The sequence below is a fragment of the Ulvibacter litoralis genome (assembly GCF_900102055.1).
GTDB classification, from domain to species: domain Bacteria; phylum Bacteroidota; class Bacteroidia; order Flavobacteriales; family Flavobacteriaceae; genus Ulvibacter; species Ulvibacter litoralis.
The window spans coordinates 536348-554195 of record NZ_FNBA01000002.1 but is presented as its reverse complement, the minus strand read 5'-3'; the positions used below and the strand labels follow the sequence as shown (position 1 = coordinate 554195).

The window sequence follows — 17848 nt, the reverse complement described above, 5'->3', positions numbered from 1 at the left end:
AAATATGATTTTTATAGAAAATGAAGGGAATACAAACCCTCGTCTAAATTTAGCATTAGAAGAATATATACTCCGTAACTTCAGCAATGCTTCCGATTATCTTTTGTTTTATATAAATGAACCTTCTATTATTATTGGAAGGAGTCAGAACACTTTAGAAGAAATTAACCACGAATACGTTGAAGAAAACAACATTCATGTGGTACGAAGAGTGAGTGGCGGTGGCGCTGTATATCACGATTTTGGTAATTTAAACTTTAGTTTTATCAACAATCACGATATAAAAAGTCTTCATAATTTTAAAAATTTCACAGCTCCTGTAATTAAAGTGTTAAGTCAGTTAGGAGTTGAAGCCGAACTAAAAGGAAGAAATGACATCCTTGTAGGTGATAAGAAGATTTCTGGAACCGCTCAATTTACCACTGGAAAACGCATGATAAGTCACGGAACACTTCTATTAGATACCGATTTAAGTGAGGTTGTAAATGCATTACAAGTAAAAATGAGTAAAATTGAATCGAAAGGACACAAATCGGTTCGTAGTCGGGTTGCTAATATTTCCGATTTCTTAGAGAAATATATTGCCATTGAAGATTTCAGAGAGCTTTTACTGAAAGGATTGTACGACGAAAGTGAACCTTTTGAGGTATACCATCTAACTCCTGAAGAATGGGAAGGTGTTCATAAACTAAAAGAAGAAAAATACGATACTTGGGATTGGAATTTTGGGCGTTCGCCAAAGTTTAATATTCAGCGAACCAAACGCTTTGCCATTGGAGAATTAGACCTTCGTATTTTTGTTGAAAAGGGCTATATAAAAGAAGTTACAATCTTTGGAGACTTTTTTGGAAAAGAACCAGTTGCTTCTCTAGAACAGGTTTTAATTGATGTCGCGTACGATAAAGAGAAAATTACAGAAGCGCTCGAAAAAGTAACCATTCAGGATTATTTTGGCGCTTTAGACACCCAAGACTTTATCGATTTAGTGTATGGTGCCGATGAAATAGAGATGGCAGAATAGATTTTATAAATTCTGTTTCTATTACTTCGGAAGGGTATTTTTTAAAAATTCATGGGTATTGGTTCGTGCAATTAAATCAAATTCAGCTTCCGTTAAACCTGCATTACTAGCGCTGAATAAGCTTTTTTCAGAATTATGATTCCGTACCACATAAAAATCTGTTCCGTACAGCACACGCTTAGGTAACTGCTTATTTCGTTTGTGCAACGTTTCTTTCAACAATGGAAAAATAGAAGCGTTGTGAAGAATGTAACTTATGTCTGCATACACGTTTGGGTATTGCATCATCATTGTGCTAATAATACTATACCAATCTACATATTTCCAAAGCTTTGCGAGTCTAATTTCTTTTACACTTTTATTTCCATCCTTGGCTACATCAAAAAGTGTAATACCGAAACCTGGCTTTTTTACCACTTGATTGCTATAATTATAACGATCCGATTCTAAGAAGCGTTCCCAATGCTCTTCTCCTCCATAATGAGCTAGATTTATTTTCAAATTGGTTAGCGGATGCTGTAATGGAGTATTTTCATTTGTATATCCAAATAAATCAAATAAGTCAGTATCATTAAATGTTGTCAATAACCGTCGTAGTAACACCTCTTCAAGCAAACATAGATAATTTAAAGGGTGTGTAAAATTAAATTGAAAATCGATGTTTTTTAATTGTGGTAAAAACAATTGTTTTTTTTCATCTTCATCTCTAAAAACAGGGTGCTCATCCCAGGTTTTATCCTTTTTACCTCGATAAAATATGGTTCCTTTAATGCAATGTGTTGTGATAGGTATATTGTACTGTTGAGCGTATTTCCAAAGAGGAAGTAGCTCTTTATCAAAAGGATAAAATCCCAAAGCGGGGTAGATTTTAAATCCGCTAAAGTGATTGTCTTCAATGTATGTTTTTACCAAACAATCTTCTAAAACCACCTTCCCTTCTACTACTTTGTATCGAAATAAAGCAGAACCATCGTTTCTTTTTTCTGAAACATCCTCACGAATGCGTCTTGGATCTATTGCAATGAATGGATAAATTTTATTTTTCTGCTTTTTAAAAGTTGGAGAATCTTTAATTTGAAGCAATCCCTTTAATTGATCTGCATACAACTCTTTTACTGAACCGGCCCCCATATACTTCATGTCCATTGCTAAGAGTACAAAGCCAGAGCCTGGAGGATACTGATCTTTCATTTTACTGAAAATATTGATTTGCGATTGGTATTTTGAATATTTAGCTATTAGTAAATACCTTTTCAAGAGTTCTTGAGTGTGTTTTCCGGGTAATACTTTAAAAAAAGTGAATAGTTTTTTAAAGATGAAAAAAATGAAATTCCGCCCCGTTTTTACAAATAGTAAGATAAAGGTGATAACGGTAATCTTCCAAAATAGTCCGAGCGCTTCTGGAAAAAGATGATACTCTCTTAAAAATACACGAAGCTTTTCGATGTAAATTACAAGAATAGTATCGTCCGGAAAATTTGTATTTGAAATGTGTTTTATCCAATCGAATAAAAAATAGAACGCCAATAAAATTAGCCAATAGCTTAAAAGGTTTCGAATAAAATTAAGGATTGGATTCCGCCAAATGGTAAGTGAAATTTTAGTAATCCATCGGCTTATTTGTTGATACCAACCTTTATACTTAATGTTTTCTACCGATTCATACCACTTATAAAAAGCGACTATTTTCCCTAAGTGAATAAAACAATACAATGGAAAAGGCAAAAAAGTCCTTGCTAAATACGGAGGTACATGTTTAGAAGTAAACACATGCGAATGTGCATTAATTATTGGAAGCTTTTTTTTAGTCGATGTCTTTGTTTCTTCCATGGAATACGCCAAAAATTTATGCTTAGTATGTGTAGAAAATCTAACTTGGGGAAAGAATACTTCTCAAATATAAGTAGATTATGAAATACAAAACAATCTAGCGTGTACTAAATTCGACTTTTATGGAGTACTTTCCGAAGAAAAAAAATTATGACCCAGAAATATATCATAATTTTCATTACACGAATAACTCCCTAAAAGGTTCGTTGAACAGTAGGACAAGAATAATTATTCATTGGGAGTTTTACGTGCCAATTTGTTTGAAAACCGATTAAATATCGCAATTTTTTTGGTCGTATTTATAAAATAAACACCCGTTAATAATACCGCTGCTGCGACCATAGACTGCGTTGTAATTTCTTCATCTAAAAAATACCATCCAAGCGTTAGTGCTATAATCGGATTTACATACGTAGATGTAGCTACTTTCTCTGGAGAAACCACTTTCAGTAAATAATTAAATGCGGTAAAGGCTACAATGCTTCCAAAAACAATTAATAACAACATAGATAGCTGTACTGGGCTACTCCAAGTCGTTGGTAATGTCCACGTTTCTCCAAATAGTAAACTTAAAATAAAAAGCATAATTCCTCCCAAAAACATCTGATAGCCTGTGTTTACAAAATAATTGGTAGGTAAACTTGCTTTTGCGACAAACAAACTACTATACGCCCAACTCACCATGCATAAAAAGATCATTACGATTCCTAATACTGAGTTTTCTTTACTAATAAGTTGTTTCTGACTTACCAATAAATAGATACCAATAATTCCTAGTACAACACCTATAATCGACATTGCTTTTATCTTTTTTCCCTGTAAAAACCGCATTAACAACAACACAACTAAGGGCTGTGCTGAAACTTCGAGCGCAGCAAAACCACTGTCCACATATTTCAGCGCCCAAACAATAACACCGTTTCCAAAAGTTAGAAACAAAAAACCAGCGATACCAGTATTCAACAACTGTCTTTTCGTGATTTTTAATGGAATGTTTGAAACTTTACAAATACCAAAAATTAAAATCCCTGCTGTTAAAAAACGCATTCCTGCCAGCATAAAAGGTGGCAACTCACTAACAGCAACTTTATTTAGTAAATATGTAGAGCCCCAAATAACATAAATTGAAAAAAACGCGAGAACGATAAAGAGTGTTTTTGGTGCTTTACCCATGTAGAATGACTTTAAATTTAGTCGGGTAAAAATAAACAATACTTGTTAGGTAAGACTTACCAGACACAAATTAATTGTAGGTTATAAGTCTTTTAGCACCTGTATACCATAGTGCGAATGTTCGGTCTCCCCTTTTTTAAGGTAAGTATATATAATGTGTCTCTACAATTTCGATCAATTCCGTTCGTGCTACATATCGTCCCGTTTTTATTTAAACCTTATCGACATTACTTTCAAAACACTAAAAAATTGAATGCTACCACGTTGCTTTCAGAAATACTTAGCGAGCTTGTTTTATTGATGTTTTTCAGAATAAACAATTAAAATTTCAATAAATTGCAGTTTCATTTTAGAAGTAAAAATGTTTTATAATTTCCAAATCTCATTATTAAATACTCCAACTACATTAGTTTACCTCCTCTTGTTTTTTTGGGGAGTTAATGTATATGCACAGGACGAAAAAAAGGATGCTTATAGTAAATATCTAGATTCAGCAAAAATTTATTCATCCTCAAAACCGAAGCTTGCAGCTCAATTTTTAGATTCAATTCCGAATCCATTAACCAAAACACTTAAAGGGCAACTTGCATCCTATTATCTGGAAAAAGGGCTCATTGCACTGTCTTTAGACGACATTCCAAACACTCATAAATATTACATTTTAGCGGTGAAGTATGCCGAAATAGAAAAAGATTATGATTCGGGAGGAACTGCTGCTTTAGGACTTTTTTCTCAAGTTTATGCCGTTCAAAAAGATACTAGCGCCAATAGTTATTTACGCACGGCTAGAGATTTTTTTAAACGTAGCGGGAATACATTACAATTACTAGAAGTTGACCAAATGCCTGCGTATATAAAGTTAATAGATAGCGAATATCAAGAAAGCTATGATTTAACATTGGCGAATATCGAAGCTTCAAAAGCGGTCGTCGATGAAGATGGATATTACTATTTATTCGATTTGTTCATGCTTGCGACAAATGCATTGCACATTGATAAAATTGATGCTGCAAAGACCTATTATTCAGAATTTGTAAAATTAAAACAAAATCCAACCGTCGATATAGGTCTTTACAATTATTACGATTGTAGCATACAAATGTGTTTTGTTCATTATTATTTTGATAAAAAACAAAACGACAAAACACTATATTATTTATCCAAAGCTTCAGAATTAAGAAGTGAGATGAATAACAATCTTAAAAAAGATTTTTACAGGCAATATTCTGACACCTACAAGCGAATGAATAACCTGACTCTAAGTGAGACATACTTAGATTCCTTAAACTTATTGAATAATAAAATAATTGATGAAGCCATTAAATCTAATTATTCAACCAATGAAGAGCTTGTAAACATTGGAGATGAGTTGCAACAAGAAAACGAAGAAAATCTTTTTAACAAGAAGCTTTTATTCATTTTAGGAGGCGTTTTAGCATCATTATTAATAGTGTTTCTCTTAAGCTATAAAAAGCTAAAGAAACGCTTACATTCTAAAAAAACTCAAATCGATGATTTATCGTATTTAAAAACAAATCACGAAAAATTAAAAATTAAAACACAAGGATTAGAAGCGTATATAAGCGAATTAAAAGAACAAATTAAAATGATTGCTACTGTTGATACGACTGAAGGTCAACGCGGGCAGATTAAGGATTTGTATCGAAATATTCAGTTAAAATCGACCAATATATTAGATGAAGGAAAAACACATTATGAATTGATTAATGAATTAAATGCAGATTTCTTTAAAGAACTAAAAAACACCTATCCAGATTTAAGTGACTCAGAAATTATTATTTGCTATTATTTATGCATTGGCTTTAAAAACAAAGAAATAGGAACCTTTTTAAATCGATCTACACGTTCTATAGAAAGCAAACGCTATCGTATTAGTAAAAAAATAGGGCTTTCAAAAGATACTGAAACCCTATTAGAACATTTAAATGAGTTATTTAAAACACATAATCTTCTTTCAGAAAGTTAACCATAAAAAAAAGCCTGTACCATTTTGTACAGGCTTTTAAATTAGGACTAGCTTTCAATTACGAACGTAACGACTCCATGTCAATTACGAAACGATACTTAACATCCGATTTTTGTACGCGATCATACGCTTCATTAATATTCTGAATATCTATCATTTCTACATCACTGGTAATGTTGTGTGCTCCACAAAAATCTAGCATTTCTTGTGTTTCTTTAATACCGCCAATTAGCGATCCCGCAATACTTTTACGACCAATAATCAAACTACCTCCGTGCATCGGCTCTAGAGGTTCAATAGCACCTACCAATACCATTGTAGCATCGCGTTTTAGCAATTGTAAGTAAGGATTTAAATCATGCTTTACAGGGATGGTATTCAATAAAAAATCGAAAGAGCCTTTGTGTTTGTTCATTTCTTCAGCGTCTTTTGAAATTAAGACTTCATCAGCGCCTAATTTTTTTGCATCCTTCTCTTTGCCTTCCGATCGTGTAATCATCACTACATGCGCTCCTAAAGCGTGTGCAAATTTAATTCCCATGTGTCCAAGACCGCCTAAACCAATAACGCCTACCTTATCTCCTTTTTTCACTTTCCAATGCGCTAAAGGGGAATATGTTGTGATTCCTGCACATAAAAGTGGCGCTACTTCTTTTTCATTTAAATTTTCAGGAATCGTTAAAACGAAATGTTGATCTACCACAATACTTTCAGAATACCCTCCAAATGTATGTCCGCCAGAATGCTTGTCTTTTCCATTGTACGTTCCCACCATCCCATTTTCACAAAACTGCTCTAAATTGTCGTTACAGGCACTACACTCGCGACAAGAATCGACCATACATCCTACTCCCACCAAATCTCCTTCTTTTAAATGGGTAACCTTATTCCCTACAGAAATAACACGTCCAATTATTTCGTGCCCTGGAACTACAGGATACTTAGAACCTTTCCAATCGTTTTTAACGGTATGTATATCACTATGGCAAACGCCACAATAGGTAATTTTTATTTTCACATCAGTAGGCAATACTTCCCTGCGTTCAATGTTCATTTCTTTTAGGTCGGAAGTATTCGTTTCCGCACCATATGCTTTAATTTCTGTCATGGTTACTTTTTTAATTAAGATACTTCAATTTCATTTGATATAAAATTGCAAACACATTTTTAATGTAAGTTTAACAGACCCCATAAAAACTAATTAATATCTTGTATTCCTAAAACACAATGCACATGAAAAAATTATTGCAAATTATTGGAGCTGCTTGGGGCGCGAAAAAAATTGGTGGTGGTAAATGTGGATGTATTGGAACCATCGTCGTTTTTATCATTTTATATTGGCTTTTAGGTTATGTTTTTGAAGTGATATAATTATATATTTGCCAACTTAAACACACTACGAAATGACTGAAAGAGATAGTTACTTTATGCAACGTGCCATACAATTAGCCGAAGAAGGAATGAACAGTAATGCTGGCGGACCTTTTGGCGCTGTTGTTGTAAAAAATAATGAAATTATTGCTGAAGGCTTTAATAAAGTAACTTCTACCAACGATCCTACAGCACACGCAGAAGTAACTGCCATTCGTGAAGCTTGTAAAAAACTAAATAGTTTTCAATTAGACGACTGTGTGTTGTACACTTCTTGCGAACCTTGCCCTATGTGTTTGGGCGCTATTTATTGGGCACGTCCTAAAAAAGTGTTTTACGCCTGTAACCGTGAAGATGCTGCAGACATTGGATTTGACGATCAATACATCTATGATGAAATTGATGCAGATATGAGCAATCGTAAAATTGAATTTTCAAAAATTAACAGAGAGGAAGCTCTCGTTGTTTTTGAAAAATGGACCACTAAAAATAATAAAACAGAATATTAGTTTTATTGCTTCGGAAAAATCCGTTTTGCAAATTCATTTGACTGAAACAGATTAGTCTAGCTTGAATAATTTCTTTAAATCATCTTTCTTTTCAGGAGCTTTTGAAGGTACATCTGAAGGTGTTGTACTTGGTTTTACTATGGGAAGCTTTCCTCCCATTTTCCGTTGCTGAATAGCGATTAACAATTGTATTTCCTGATTTCTTTTTTGGTCATCAAGTGTTTCAAGTAACTCTATAGCACTAGCGTATTTATTCATTTTTTCATACGTCCAGGCTAGTAATATTTTAGCACCTCTTTCATTTTCATTTATCGTTAATGCTTTTGATAAATCAGCTTTCGCTTTTAAAAAATTCTCCTTTCCAAAATACACTTGTCCTCGCTTTACATAATTAGAGGCTGTGGGTTGCATAGCCAACGCCTGATTCACAAGATTATAATAATCTGAGTTCTCCCCTATTTTTTTTAAGGTTGAAAAATTAGTTTCACGAGTTGCTTCCACTTCTTGGTAATAAAAATCACAAGTTCCAATTAGCTCTGAATAAAAAGAAAATTTTAGTTCTTCTCTAATCCGTTGCCCTTCAGCGTATATTTCTCGTTGCTCTGTTGCCGTTATTTCAGCATCAATATTGGGAACATATGTAGGTAGCTTTTCTTGAAAGCACAACTGATACAATAACATAGGATTCTTCCCCATTTTATTTTCTTCAGCTTTTTGTACCATACAATCACAAATATCATTTTGAAATTGTAATTTATAATCTTGCGCATTCATCAAAAAGGGAAGTACTCCTAAAATCACACTATAAAAAAGATTTTTAGTCTGCATAATCATCGTTTAACTAGTTCTCTTCCTTTTCACTTTCCCCTAAAAAATACACTTTAACGGTTCTGATAGAAAACGTTAAAGCACGTCTCGCTTTATTCAAATTCAGCGTTCCTTTCGCTTTTTTAGCAAAAGGTTGTCCGCCCATATCTTCAATAACAACTGGAAGTATTTGATACATGCTATCTAAATTCTTCTCCATATCTTCGAGAATGGCATCTTCATATTCCGCAGGAATTTCAACGCCTTTTTGCGTTAAACTATCATACACAAATACCTTATTGTACAAATCGAAGGTGTGATTTACAAAACCATCGACACTTTCAATGTTAGAATCGCGTTTAGGAGGTTTTATACGCTTGTCTTGTGCCCAAACACCAGAAGTAACAAGTATTAGTAACAAACAAGTGACGCGCTTATAAAGCAGTGAGGTTATGGTAATAGATTGCATAGTACGTTAGTTTTATAACTAAGGTATTGCAAACACAACCCAATCACTAACTAGAATTAGTGACCGAAGCAGTATGAAGGATTAGCGTTCTGTTTTAGTCGGTAAACGTATTTAAACTCGCCTACTTCACCCACAAACTATCTGTGAAATAATATTTGGAATCAAAAAAGTTTTTCTGAATGCTAAATCCTGTCTTTGACGCCAAAGCTTCTATTTCTGGCAGACTGTACTTTTTAGAAAGCTCTGTCCAAATTAATTCGTTCTTCTGAAATTGAATCGTTGTCTCTAATGCAGAAAGTGTTATTTCTTGTTCTTCTAAACTCACCAAATAGCTTTTAACAGCACCATTTATAGGGTTATACGTACAATAAAAATCGAATGTATTTAAATCAAAATTGGCTGTAAACTCAGTATTAATACGTTTCAGTAGATTCATATTAAAACGCTTCGTTACCCCTTCAGGATCATTATACGCACTTCGTATCGTATTCGGATTTTTCATTAAATCCATTCCGATTAATAACTTATCGTTAGGATTCATGTGGGTATTAAAGAGCTGCAACAATTCTTCTGCTTGTGCTGCCGTATAATTTCCAATATTACTCCCTAAAAACAATAATAGATTGGGAATATTCGATTTTGAAGTTTCTTTTAATATTTCAAAATAATCGCCCACTTTGGGTTGCATGGAAATTCCAGGAAGTTGTTTTTTTATTTTTTCTGAAAGAATAGTAATCGCCTCTTGTGAAATATCAATAGGAACATAGTTAAAGTCAATTTCTGAAGCTACTAAATACTCTAAAAGCTTAATGATTTTAGATCCATCACCTGCTCCTAACTCAATGATATTAAAGGGTTCGATGAAATTTGCTTCAGTTATTATTTGGTTTGATTGCTGGGTTAGAATATCCAACTCACTATCACTTAAATAATAGGTAGGCATTTCCATTATTTCTTGGAAAATGCGACTTCCAGCATCGTCGTAAAAGTATTTAGAAGAGAGATATTTTGGATGTGATGTTAATCCTTCAATTACATCTTTTGCAAAAGTTTTGTCCATATTATTTAGCTAATCGTAGCCCTGAAAAAAGCCATCGTTCGTTTGGATGAAAAAAATTTCTATACGTTAGTCGGCTGTGATTTTTAACGGTGGCTACAGATGCGCCTCGTAATACCATCTGATTGACCATGAATTTACCATTATACTCTCCTAAAGCACCTTCAGCTTTAGAAAAATTAGGATATGGCAAGTAGGCACTGTTGGTCCATTCCCATAACTGTCCCCATTCAAGTTTTGAAGCTGCTATTTCCCACTCAAACTCGGTTGGCAAACGCATTTTCTTCCATTCGGCAAAGGCGGAAGCTTCATAAAAGCTGAGATGCTGTACAGGAAGATTGGGAGCCACAGGACCAAATCCTTGTAAGGTGTAGCTATGCCAAACTCCATCGACTTGATGCCAATATTCGGGTGCTTTATATTCGTTATTCTGAATAAAATCCCAACCGGCAGCATGCCACAAATTAAAATCTTGATACCCTCCAGCTTCAATAAATTCGATATACTCAGCATTTGTTACTAACTGATTGCTGATTTCAAAAGCATTTAGATAGACTTTGTGTCGCCCTAGTTCATTGTCGAAGCAAAATTCATCGCCTTGATGCCCTACTTCGTACACGCCTTCTTCAATTGAAATCCATTCTGAAGGTGTTGTAATTTCAGAAAGTTTGATGCTATTCTGAATTACAGGAAATGTTGGCTGATTTCCTAGTATGTATTTAATATCGTAATAAAATAACTCTTGGTGTTGTTGTTCATGCTGTAGTCCTAATTTCACCGTATTTACAGCTTCTTCTGAAGGGTTATCTTTCAGAAACAAAGTCATCTGTTCGTCTACATAGGTTCTATATTTCAACACGTGTGCTACCGTTGGGCGTGTCATCAATCCGCGATTGGGGCGTAACACACGCTGTCCTGCATTGTTGTAATAACTATTAAACAAATAGGCAAAGTCGTCATTAAAAACGGTGTAATTTTCAGCAAAAGGACACAATACAAATTGCTCAAAAAACCAAGTACTATGTGCTAAATGCCACTTTGGAGGTGACACAAAATCTGCAGGCTGTACCGAGTAATCTTCAATTTCTAACGGTTTTGTAATGTATTTAAATCGTTGCCGTGTATCTAAATAAGCAAGTAATATATCCATTATACTAATTCAGTTTCAATAATTATTTCACTTTGTAACGTTCTATGAACAGGACATTTGGATGCAATTTCTTTCAGTTTTTGTTTCTGAGCATCATCTAGATCACCCACAAACTTTAATCGTTTCGAAAGGTGATCAAAACGCGTAGGCTTCTCAACATCTATTTCCAAATCGTCGCTGTGTTTTTTAGAATAGGTAATGTATGCAAACACTTCTTGCAAATCCCATTTTTTACGCTCCGCATATAGTTTAAGTGTCATAACGGTACAGGCTGCTAGTCCGGCACTTAAAAAATCGTAGGGTGAGGGTCCAAAATCATTTCCTCCAACACTTTCAGGTTCATCGGCAATTAAAAAATGCTTTGCTGTCTGAATGGATGTTGTGAAATTATCTTCTTTTAGATTTAAATGGGCTACCAATTGTTCACCTTCCGTAGCAAACATGGTATTGTCTTTTGTATCGATATAACGTTGTACCCAAGATCCAATCATATTCCCAGCATACAGACTGTCTTCCTTTTCAGTTAATAAATGATTGGCATTATCCAAACTTATAAAACTTTTAGGATGCATGGCACTAATATAAAGTTGCTGCGCATTATCTACACTCACAATTTCATCTAAGGGCGCGTGTAATATTAATAAGGGTTTTCGAAGATTTTTGGTTACTTCTAGCAAATCTGTTTTGCTGAAATCTTCAATAAACTCTTTATTTATTTTGAAAGGTCTTCCTCCTATATTCACCTCAATATCGCCTTCCGCTTCAATCGCTTCCACTTGGTGTGAGAAGTGTTTGGTAACATGGCTTACCGAAGCTGGAGCGCCAATGGTTGCAACAGCTTTAATAGTTTCTAATTTAGAAGCTGCAACAATTACAGCGGCACCTCCTAAGGAATGACCCACCAACAATTTTGGTGCTTGATAATGCTCTTCTATATAATCGTTTACAGCTATAATATCGTCCACGTTTGCCGAAAAATAACTTTCAGCAAATTCTCCTTCACTTTTTCCTAAACCTGTAAAATCAAACCGAACTACTCCAAAACCATGTTTAGTTAATGCTCTTGTAATGTTTTTTACAGCATTTAAAGTACTTGAACATGAAAAACAATGTGCGAAAATTGCATAGTTATTTGGTTTTTCATTGGCAGGCAACTCCAAATACGCTTGAAGTTTATGGCCTTTAGAATTTTCAATTTCTAGTTTGGTGCTTTTCATTGGTTCTTTTTAATTAATACTTTTCTTCGGAAGCTACTTTTATGATACAGCTGATTCTTTCAATTTATCCCCGTGCATGTTCCGAAGTCGGGCTAATTTTGGTGAAATTACGACAGTACAATATCCTTGGGTCGTATTATTGGCATAGAAATCTTGATGTTCCTGTTCCGCTTCATAAAATACAGGCAACGCGCTAATTTCGGTTATTATAGGGTCTTCATAATAGGGAGCCATTTCTTTCACGACAGCTTCAGCACTTTGTTTTTGAGCTTCGGAATGATAAAATATAACCGATCTATACTGCGTTCCTCTATCTGCTCCTTGTCGGTTCAAAGTAGTTGGATCGTGACTTGTCATAAAAATAATCAATAAATCTTCAAAAGAAATAACTGAAGCATCAAAAGTTACTTGTACCACTTCGGCGTGACCTGTTAATCCAGAACACACTTCTCGATAGGTAGGTCGTCCTGGTACTGTTCCACCCGCATAGCCAGAAACTATTTTTTCTACGCCATTGACTTGTGAAAAAATAGCATCAATACACCAAAAACAGCCCGCTCCGACTGTTAAAAGTTCTGTTTTTTTTGTTTCCATTACTTGGCTTCCTTATCTGTTTCTAATTGCATGGATTCTGAATTAATACAATACCGCAAACCACTAGGTTCTGGACCATCAGGAAATATATGTCCTAAATGTGCATCGCAAGTATTACATAAAACTTCAACACGAACCATTCCAAAACTAATATCTCTAATGTATTTTATGGCATTTTCTTTTATGGGCTGCGTAAAACTAGGCCAACCTGTACCCGATTCAAATTTAATCGTAGAATCGAATAAGGGCGTATCACAACACACACAGTTATACAATCCTTCTTCATGAATACTACATAATGCTCCGCTATGAGGTGCTTCAGTTCCTTTGTTACGCGTTACGCGATATTGTTCTGGTGTTAATTGTGCGCGCCATTCTTCATCTGTTTTTTCAACACGACGTTCGGGAGCTGGGCTTCCGTTTATACTATAATTAATAACATCTTTCCAAGTTATCATAAAAATTCTTTCTAAATTATTCAGTATTACTTATTTGTAAAATACTTTTAGTTGGTCGTAAAAACCACCTTAAAATTTCATTTACTAAGATAAACTTTCTTTTTTTCAATTCAGAATAGAACAAAACAAGAGTTGCTTCAAAAGGTAAATAATATCAGGAACCATAAACTATAGTAGAAATAACAATATATTTTATTACTTTAGTTTCATAAAACATAAAAAAATGCTGAAAAAACTATTCCTTTTACTCCTCACAATTACATGCACAACTCCTCTATTTGCGCAAGACGAACCCATTAAAATTATCGAAGAAAAGGTTGTCAATAGACTAATGTTATACGCAGTAAATGAAACTGACACTGATTATGACGTAACCATTACTGTAGAAGGTACTGACTTTAGGCAAAGTACCGCAAAACCTAGAGCAATTCGAGTTCCTGCAACATCGAAAGTGAATGTATCGAGATTGATGCTTATTAAAGGGAAAGATCCAAAATACACGTATAAATTAAAGGTTACCGATAGCTTATCGAGACGTGCCCTTCGGAAGAAATTTGATTTGATTAAAGTCAATCCTAAAAAACAAATTACCGTTTATATTACTGAAAATTGCAAAGGCTGCGATAGTATTATGAAACCTTTACAAGACAGTAAGTATAAATTCACAAGCTATAATCTTGCCGAAAAGCCTGAAATAAAAAACCAACTTAAAATGGCTATTCCAGCAATTGAAACCATGGAAACACCTGTTTTTAGTTTGGGCGGATTATTATTCCCGGATATTGTAAATTACGACGAACTTATAGAAGAACTAAACAAAGAGAAAAAATAAACTACTTACGTTTATTGCGTTTGTTATAATTTTTATCCCCTCTAGTTTTAGGTTTTTTATACTTACTTTCTATTTTTCGTCGGTAAGAACCTCCTAGATTTTCTTTGCTATTTTTCTCACTTTTTTCGTGGAAACTAGCGCCCTTTGTCTCTAACACAGCAGGTTTATGCGGATTGTTAATCTCAACAACTTCAGGTTGTTCCTGAGGTGTTAGTCGCTTAGAGACTTCTATTTCTGAAGGCATTTCAAGCAAAGGAATTTGATAACTCATCAATGTTTCAATAGCTGCTTTTGCTCCTTCTTCCTTTTCAGTATAAAACAATAACGAAGCTCCTTTTTGCTCGGCACGTCCTGTTCTACCAATACGATGCATATAGTTTTCAGGATATCCTGGGGTGTCAAAATTTACAACGTGTGTAATCTTATCCAAATCCAAACCACGTGCCATGACATCGGTCGCAACTAGAATTCTATTTTTACCTTCATCAAATTGATTGATAGATCTTATTCTGTAGTTCTGAGTTTTATTAGAGTGAATTACACAACTTTCGTCACCGTATAATTCTTCTAAAGCTTCAAAAAGTCTATCAGCACTTCGTTTATTAGACACAAACACCAATACTTTACTGTAGGTTTCTTTGTCTTTCAGCAAATGGGCTAACAAATTAACTTTGGTGTAAAAGTTAGGAACACAATACGCTTGCTGACTAATATTATCAAGAGGTGTTCCACTTAAGGCAATTGAAATTTTGGTCGGTTTGATAAAGAAATCGTTAATTAAGGCATCTACATCTTCTGTCATGGTAGCCGAAAACATAATATTTTGGCGTCTGTCCGGTAGTAAATCAAAGATATTAGTCAATTGAAATCTGAAACCTAAATCCAACATGACATCTACTTCATCAATTACCAACTTCCGAACGGTTTTCAACTGAATAATACGACTTAATGTCAAATCGTAAAAACGTCCTGGTGTTGCTACAATAACATCGGCACCTTCCGCTAATTCCTTTTTTTGTGTGTTTATATTGGTTCCCCCGTACACTCCTACCACTTTATGGGTAAGGTATTTAGAAAATTTTTCAATCTCTTCAACAACTTGTAAAACCAATTCACGTGTAGGTACTAAAACCAAGACACGCAACACAGGCTCTTTCGAAAAACTTAAATCTTGAAGAATTGGCAACATATAGGCCAATGTTTTTCCAGTTCCTGTTTGAGCAATACCCACCATATCTTTTCCTGAAAGCACTACGGAAAATGCTTCAGACTGAATAGGTGTTGGCGTTACAAAACCCAAATCATCAATAGCATTGTGCAATTGTTTGGATATTTTGAAATCGTTGAAAGTGCTCATATAAAAAAATTTTTGGCAAAGGTACAATTTTGCAAACAGGCAAACAGATTAGTAGTCACTAATTTAAAATAAACCTAGTGTTTATAAATTATAGTGTGTTTTATTCAAGATTGTTTCTAGTTATAAGGGATATCTCCTCTACACAAATTATATTTCTTGCTTGGCTTTTTCTAAACCATTCAATATGCGCAATCTATCGGGTCCATTTTTTTGAGCCAGTGTATATTGTTGCTGTGCCTCTTCATTTCTTTTTTGTGAAAGCAACCAGTCTGCATACAACTCATGCGTAGGTTTCTGAATCACAGGCGGTCCGTAACTATAACTTATGCTGTTTTCAATAGCAATGGACTTTAAAAAATGTTGTTCAGCAAGTGCTTGATTTTGATTCATTTCAGCTTGCAATGCCAACAGTTGGTTTTGACGAATTTGTGCTTCTTTTAAATCTGTTTGGGTGGCTTCATCCCTACTCACGTTGGAACATAGCTTCGAACTCCCTTCTTTTACAATAAACGTTTCTCGATTAATATCTTGTTTTATTGTAGCGAGTACACTGTCTAACTTTTCTGAATTGTCTTTACTGTAGGCTTTCATCCCTTCCAAAAAATGATATTGCGAACGGACAGAAATATTCAAATCTTTTATATCTATAGTTACATCTGCAATATCCCCATCCCAGTCGTCCGTTTCAGCCAAATAGGTTCCTTTTAAAAATACCAAATGAACTCGTGCCTTTTTTGATGGTTTTTCGGTCACGAACTTTTTCATATCCAAAACCATTTTACGCGCTTCTTCGGAATCTCCCTTTTGAAGATACCCATATTCCAACCAATGAAACGCATGATAACCACGAGCATCATTGTCTAATTGTTTCTTTTCCATTCGAGTTATACTCGCTTGGTATGAATCAATATTTGAAGAAATAACTTGATCCCACATGCCCATTGCTACATAAATATGAGAAGGCATGTGCAGTGCATGACTGGCATCTGGCGCTACTTCTGAATACGCATTGGCAGCATTTAAAGCCAATGTTGCATGATTCGGGTCATCGTAAGAATGAATTAAATAATGTAGGGCTCCTGGATGGTTTGGATTTTCTTCTAAAATACCTTGCGCAATTTTTGCACCATTTCCATAAATAACATCGTCTCTTCCTTCTGGCACTGAGCCCAAAAGAGACAATGCGTAGAAAGCTGCAACTTCTTGGTTGGAGGGATATTTTTTATGCAAACCTTCCATAAAATTTGAATATGCAACATCACGCTCTATTTTTTCTGTTTGAGGTTGATATAAAATATGTACCGCTTCTAATAGATCTTGTTCGATTTTAGTGGTGTTCTTTTCTAGCTGAATGCTGTCTAGCTTTGCTAAAACACTTGTTGCGGCCTCATAATCCTGCTCATGCCACAAACTATGATTGTAGGTCATTGCCTCTCCCCAATACGCCATCGCCATTTTGGGGTCTTCTTTTTGTGCTTCTCGAAAAGCGTCTCTAGCATCTTCATACTCAAAAGAATGTAGCAGTAATAATCCTTTTTCAAAATAAGGCTGGGCATTTTCGTTTCCGCTAATTCTAAAATCTACAACTCCTAAAAGATCATTAGATGGTTTTTGTTGCTTACAGGAAACTATAAAAAAAATAATACAGAAAGATGTTATAAGTTTCATAGTTAACAGTTTAGTGTTTTTTTAAAGATACTGATTTCTTTACAACTTTAATTTAAGTCAACATAAGTTTCACTGTCGTTAATTTACAACATGAAATCTTAATTTTTTATTGGGTATTTGACTTCTTCAAGAAGAAAAAGTAATGTAAAATAAAAAATCACAAAACTTTATATATCGTATGGTTGTTTCAGGTACAACTGCTTACGATTATACTTCAACTTTTGAATATAACGATGAAAACTTTCCAACAAAAGAGTTTAAACTGGACTCTTCAGGAACCACGACAATTAATTTTACATACAACTAAGCAGTAAATATTCGTTATACCCCCCTTGCAGCTAGCAAAGA

At 34.5% G+C, this 17848-nt stretch carries 18 protein-coding genes; 6 read left to right on the top strand and 12 right to left on the bottom strand.

Annotation, left to right across the window (positions count from 1 at the left end; translation table 11 throughout):
• Positions 1-4 precede the first annotated feature (4 nt).
• Positions 5-1021, top strand: coding sequence for a lipoate--protein ligase (gene lplA, locus BLQ00_RS08615; RefSeq protein ID WP_093143169.1), 1017 nt, complete (start codon positions 5-7; stop codon positions 1019-1021).
• A 21-nt stretch (positions 1022-1042) separates the two neighbouring features.
• Here lplA and BLQ00_RS08610 read toward each other — a convergent pair whose 3' ends face one another.
• Positions 1043-2851, bottom strand: coding sequence for an amidohydrolase family protein (locus BLQ00_RS08610; protein WP_093143167.1), 1809 nt, complete (start codon positions 2849-2851; stop codon positions 1043-1045).
• Between the two features lie 228 nt (positions 2852-3079).
• A complete protein-coding gene (locus BLQ00_RS08605; RefSeq protein ID WP_093143164.1) occupies positions 3080-4024 on the bottom strand; it encodes an EamA family transporter in 945 nt (314 codons plus the stop codon).
• A 361-nt stretch (positions 4025-4385) separates the two neighbouring features.
• Here BLQ00_RS08605 and BLQ00_RS08600 point away from each other — a divergent pair, with 361 nt between their 5' ends.
• Positions 4386-6011 carry a helix-turn-helix transcriptional regulator gene (locus BLQ00_RS08600; protein ID WP_093143162.1) on the top strand — a complete coding sequence of 542 codons (1626 nt, stop codon included), beginning with the start codon at positions 4386-4388 and terminating at the stop codon, positions 6009-6011.
• A 58-nt stretch (positions 6012-6069) separates the two neighbouring features.
• On the opposite strand, the gene BLQ00_RS08595 is transcribed toward BLQ00_RS08600, so the two are convergent.
• The gene (locus BLQ00_RS08595; RefSeq protein WP_093143159.1) at positions 6070-7119 is read right to left on the bottom strand and encodes an NAD(P)-dependent alcohol dehydrogenase; all 1050 of its coding nucleotides are present in this window, start codon (positions 7117-7119) and stop codon (positions 6070-6072) included.
• Between the two features lie 125 nt (positions 7120-7244).
• Here BLQ00_RS08595 and BLQ00_RS17580 point away from each other — a divergent pair, with 125 nt between their 5' ends.
• Positions 7245-7382, top strand: a complete 138-nt coding sequence (locus BLQ00_RS17580) for a hypothetical protein (protein WP_175445428.1) — start codon at positions 7245-7247, stop codon at positions 7380-7382.
• 32 nt (positions 7383-7414) lie between these two features.
• Positions 7415-7891, top strand: coding sequence for a nucleoside deaminase (locus tag BLQ00_RS08590; RefSeq protein ID WP_093143156.1), 477 nt, complete (start codon positions 7415-7417; stop codon positions 7889-7891).
• Positions 7892-7942: 51 nt separating this feature from the next.
• Here BLQ00_RS08590 and BLQ00_RS08585 read toward each other — a convergent pair whose 3' ends face one another.
• From BLQ00_RS08585 to msrB, 7 genes are all read right to left on the bottom strand, one after another.
• Entirely contained in the window at positions 7943-8719 is a 777-nt protein-coding gene (locus BLQ00_RS08585; protein ID WP_175445427.1) for a tetratricopeptide repeat protein, read from the bottom strand.
• A gap of 13 nt (positions 8720-8732) precedes the next feature.
• On the bottom strand, positions 8733-9167 hold the full coding sequence (locus BLQ00_RS08580) for a hypothetical protein (protein ID WP_093143151.1): 435 nt from the start codon (positions 9165-9167) through the stop codon (positions 8733-8735).
• Between the two features lie 121 nt (positions 9168-9288).
• Positions 9289-10227: an L-histidine N(alpha)-methyltransferase gene (locus BLQ00_RS08575; RefSeq protein WP_093143148.1), complete on the bottom strand. Its 939-nt coding sequence runs from the start codon at positions 10225-10227 to the stop codon at positions 9289-9291.
• A gap of 1 nt (position 10228) precedes the next feature.
• On the bottom strand, positions 10229-11374 hold the full coding sequence (gene egtB, locus BLQ00_RS08570; RefSeq protein WP_093143146.1) for an ergothioneine biosynthesis protein EgtB: 1146 nt from the start codon (positions 11372-11374) through the stop codon (positions 10229-10231).
• On the bottom strand, positions 11374-12591 hold the full coding sequence (locus BLQ00_RS08565; RefSeq protein WP_093143143.1) for a bifunctional alpha/beta hydrolase/OsmC family protein: 1218 nt from the start codon (positions 12589-12591) through the stop codon (positions 11374-11376). The genes egtB and BLQ00_RS08565 overlap by 1 nt, the downstream gene beginning before the upstream one ends.
• Positions 12592-12630: 39 nt before the next feature.
• Entirely contained in the window at positions 12631-13185 is a 555-nt protein-coding gene (msrA, locus tag BLQ00_RS08560; protein WP_093143140.1) for a peptide-methionine (S)-S-oxide reductase MsrA, read from the bottom strand.
• Positions 13185-13643 carry a peptide-methionine (R)-S-oxide reductase MsrB gene (msrB, locus tag BLQ00_RS08555; RefSeq protein ID WP_093143138.1) on the bottom strand — a complete coding sequence of 153 codons (459 nt, stop codon included), beginning with the start codon at positions 13641-13643 and terminating at the stop codon, positions 13185-13187. Before msrB ends, msrA begins: the two co-directional genes overlap by 1 nt.
• A gap of 223 nt (positions 13644-13866) precedes the next feature.
• Between msrB and BLQ00_RS08550 the strand changes: the two genes are divergently transcribed.
• Positions 13867-14475, top strand: a complete 609-nt coding sequence (locus tag BLQ00_RS08550; protein WP_093143135.1) for a hypothetical protein — start codon at positions 13867-13869, stop codon at positions 14473-14475.
• 1 nt (position 14476) lies between these two features.
• Here BLQ00_RS08550 and BLQ00_RS08545 read toward each other — a convergent pair whose 3' ends face one another.
• Both BLQ00_RS08545 and BLQ00_RS08540 read right to left on the bottom strand, forming a co-directional pair.
• Entirely contained in the window at positions 14477-15832 is a 1356-nt protein-coding gene (locus BLQ00_RS08545; protein WP_093143132.1) for a DEAD/DEAH box helicase, read from the bottom strand.
• Between the two features lie 147 nt (positions 15833-15979).
• Complete coding sequence (locus BLQ00_RS08540) at positions 15980-17500, bottom strand: tetratricopeptide repeat protein (protein ID WP_093143129.1); 1521 nt, start codon at positions 17498-17500, stop codon at positions 15980-15982.
• Positions 17501-17678: 178 nt separating this feature from the next.
• Here BLQ00_RS08540 and BLQ00_RS17855 point away from each other — a divergent pair, with 178 nt between their 5' ends.
• On the top strand, positions 17679-17807 hold the full coding sequence (locus tag BLQ00_RS17855; protein WP_262891364.1) for a hypothetical protein: 129 nt from the start codon (positions 17679-17681) through the stop codon (positions 17805-17807).
• Positions 17808-17848 lie beyond the last annotated feature (41 nt).

Excerpts from the sequence above, each read along its gene's own strand:
- lplA (WP_093143169.1), top strand. The coding sequence starts at position 5 with ATGATTTTTATAGAAAATGAAGGGAATACAAACCCTCGTCTAAATTTA.
- BLQ00_RS08610 (WP_093143167.1), bottom strand. The coding sequence starts at position 2,851 with ATGGAAGAAACAAAGACATCGACTAAAAAAAAGCTTCCAATAATTAAT.
- BLQ00_RS08605 (WP_093143164.1), bottom strand. The coding sequence starts at position 4,024 with ATGGGTAAAGCACCAAAAACACTCTTTATCGTTCTCGCGTTTTTTTCA.
- BLQ00_RS08600 (WP_093143162.1), top strand. The coding sequence starts at position 4,386 with ATGTTTTATAATTTCCAAATCTCATTATTAAATACTCCAACTACATTA.
- BLQ00_RS08595 (WP_093143159.1), bottom strand. The coding sequence starts at position 7,119 with ATGACAGAAATTAAAGCATATGGTGCGGAAACGAATACTTCCGACCTA.
- BLQ00_RS17580 (WP_175445428.1), top strand. The coding sequence starts at position 7,245 with ATGAAAAAATTATTGCAAATTATTGGAGCTGCTTGGGGCGCGAAAAAA.
- BLQ00_RS08590 (WP_093143156.1), top strand. The coding sequence starts at position 7,415 with ATGACTGAAAGAGATAGTTACTTTATGCAACGTGCCATACAATTAGCC.
- BLQ00_RS08585 (WP_175445427.1), bottom strand. The coding sequence starts at position 8,719 with ATGCAGACTAAAAATCTTTTTTATAGTGTGATTTTAGGAGTACTTCCC.
- BLQ00_RS08580 (WP_093143151.1), bottom strand. The coding sequence starts at position 9,167 with ATGCAATCTATTACCATAACCTCACTGCTTTATAAGCGCGTCACTTGT.
- BLQ00_RS08575 (WP_093143148.1), bottom strand. The coding sequence starts at position 10,227 with ATGGACAAAACTTTTGCAAAAGATGTAATTGAAGGATTAACATCACAT.
- egtB (WP_093143146.1), bottom strand. The coding sequence starts at position 11,374 with ATGGATATATTACTTGCTTATTTAGATACACGGCAACGATTTAAATAC.
- BLQ00_RS08565 (WP_093143143.1), bottom strand. The coding sequence starts at position 12,591 with ATGAAAAGCACCAAACTAGAAATTGAAAATTCTAAAGGCCATAAACTT.
- msrA (WP_093143140.1), bottom strand. The coding sequence starts at position 13,185 with ATGGAAACAAAAAAAACAGAACTTTTAACAGTCGGAGCGGGCTGTTTT.
- msrB (WP_093143138.1), bottom strand. The coding sequence starts at position 13,643 with ATGATAACTTGGAAAGATGTTATTAATTATAGTATAAACGGAAGCCCA.
- BLQ00_RS08550 (WP_093143135.1), top strand. The coding sequence starts at position 13,867 with ATGCTGAAAAAACTATTCCTTTTACTCCTCACAATTACATGCACAACT.
- BLQ00_RS08545 (WP_093143132.1), bottom strand. The coding sequence starts at position 15,832 with ATGAGCACTTTCAACGATTTCAAAATATCCAAACAATTGCACAATGCT.
- BLQ00_RS08540 (WP_093143129.1), bottom strand. The coding sequence starts at position 17,500 with ATGAAACTTATAACATCTTTCTGTATTATTTTTTTTATAGTTTCCTGT.
- BLQ00_RS17855 (WP_262891364.1), top strand. The coding sequence starts at position 17,679 with ATGGTTGTTTCAGGTACAACTGCTTACGATTATACTTCAACTTTTGAA.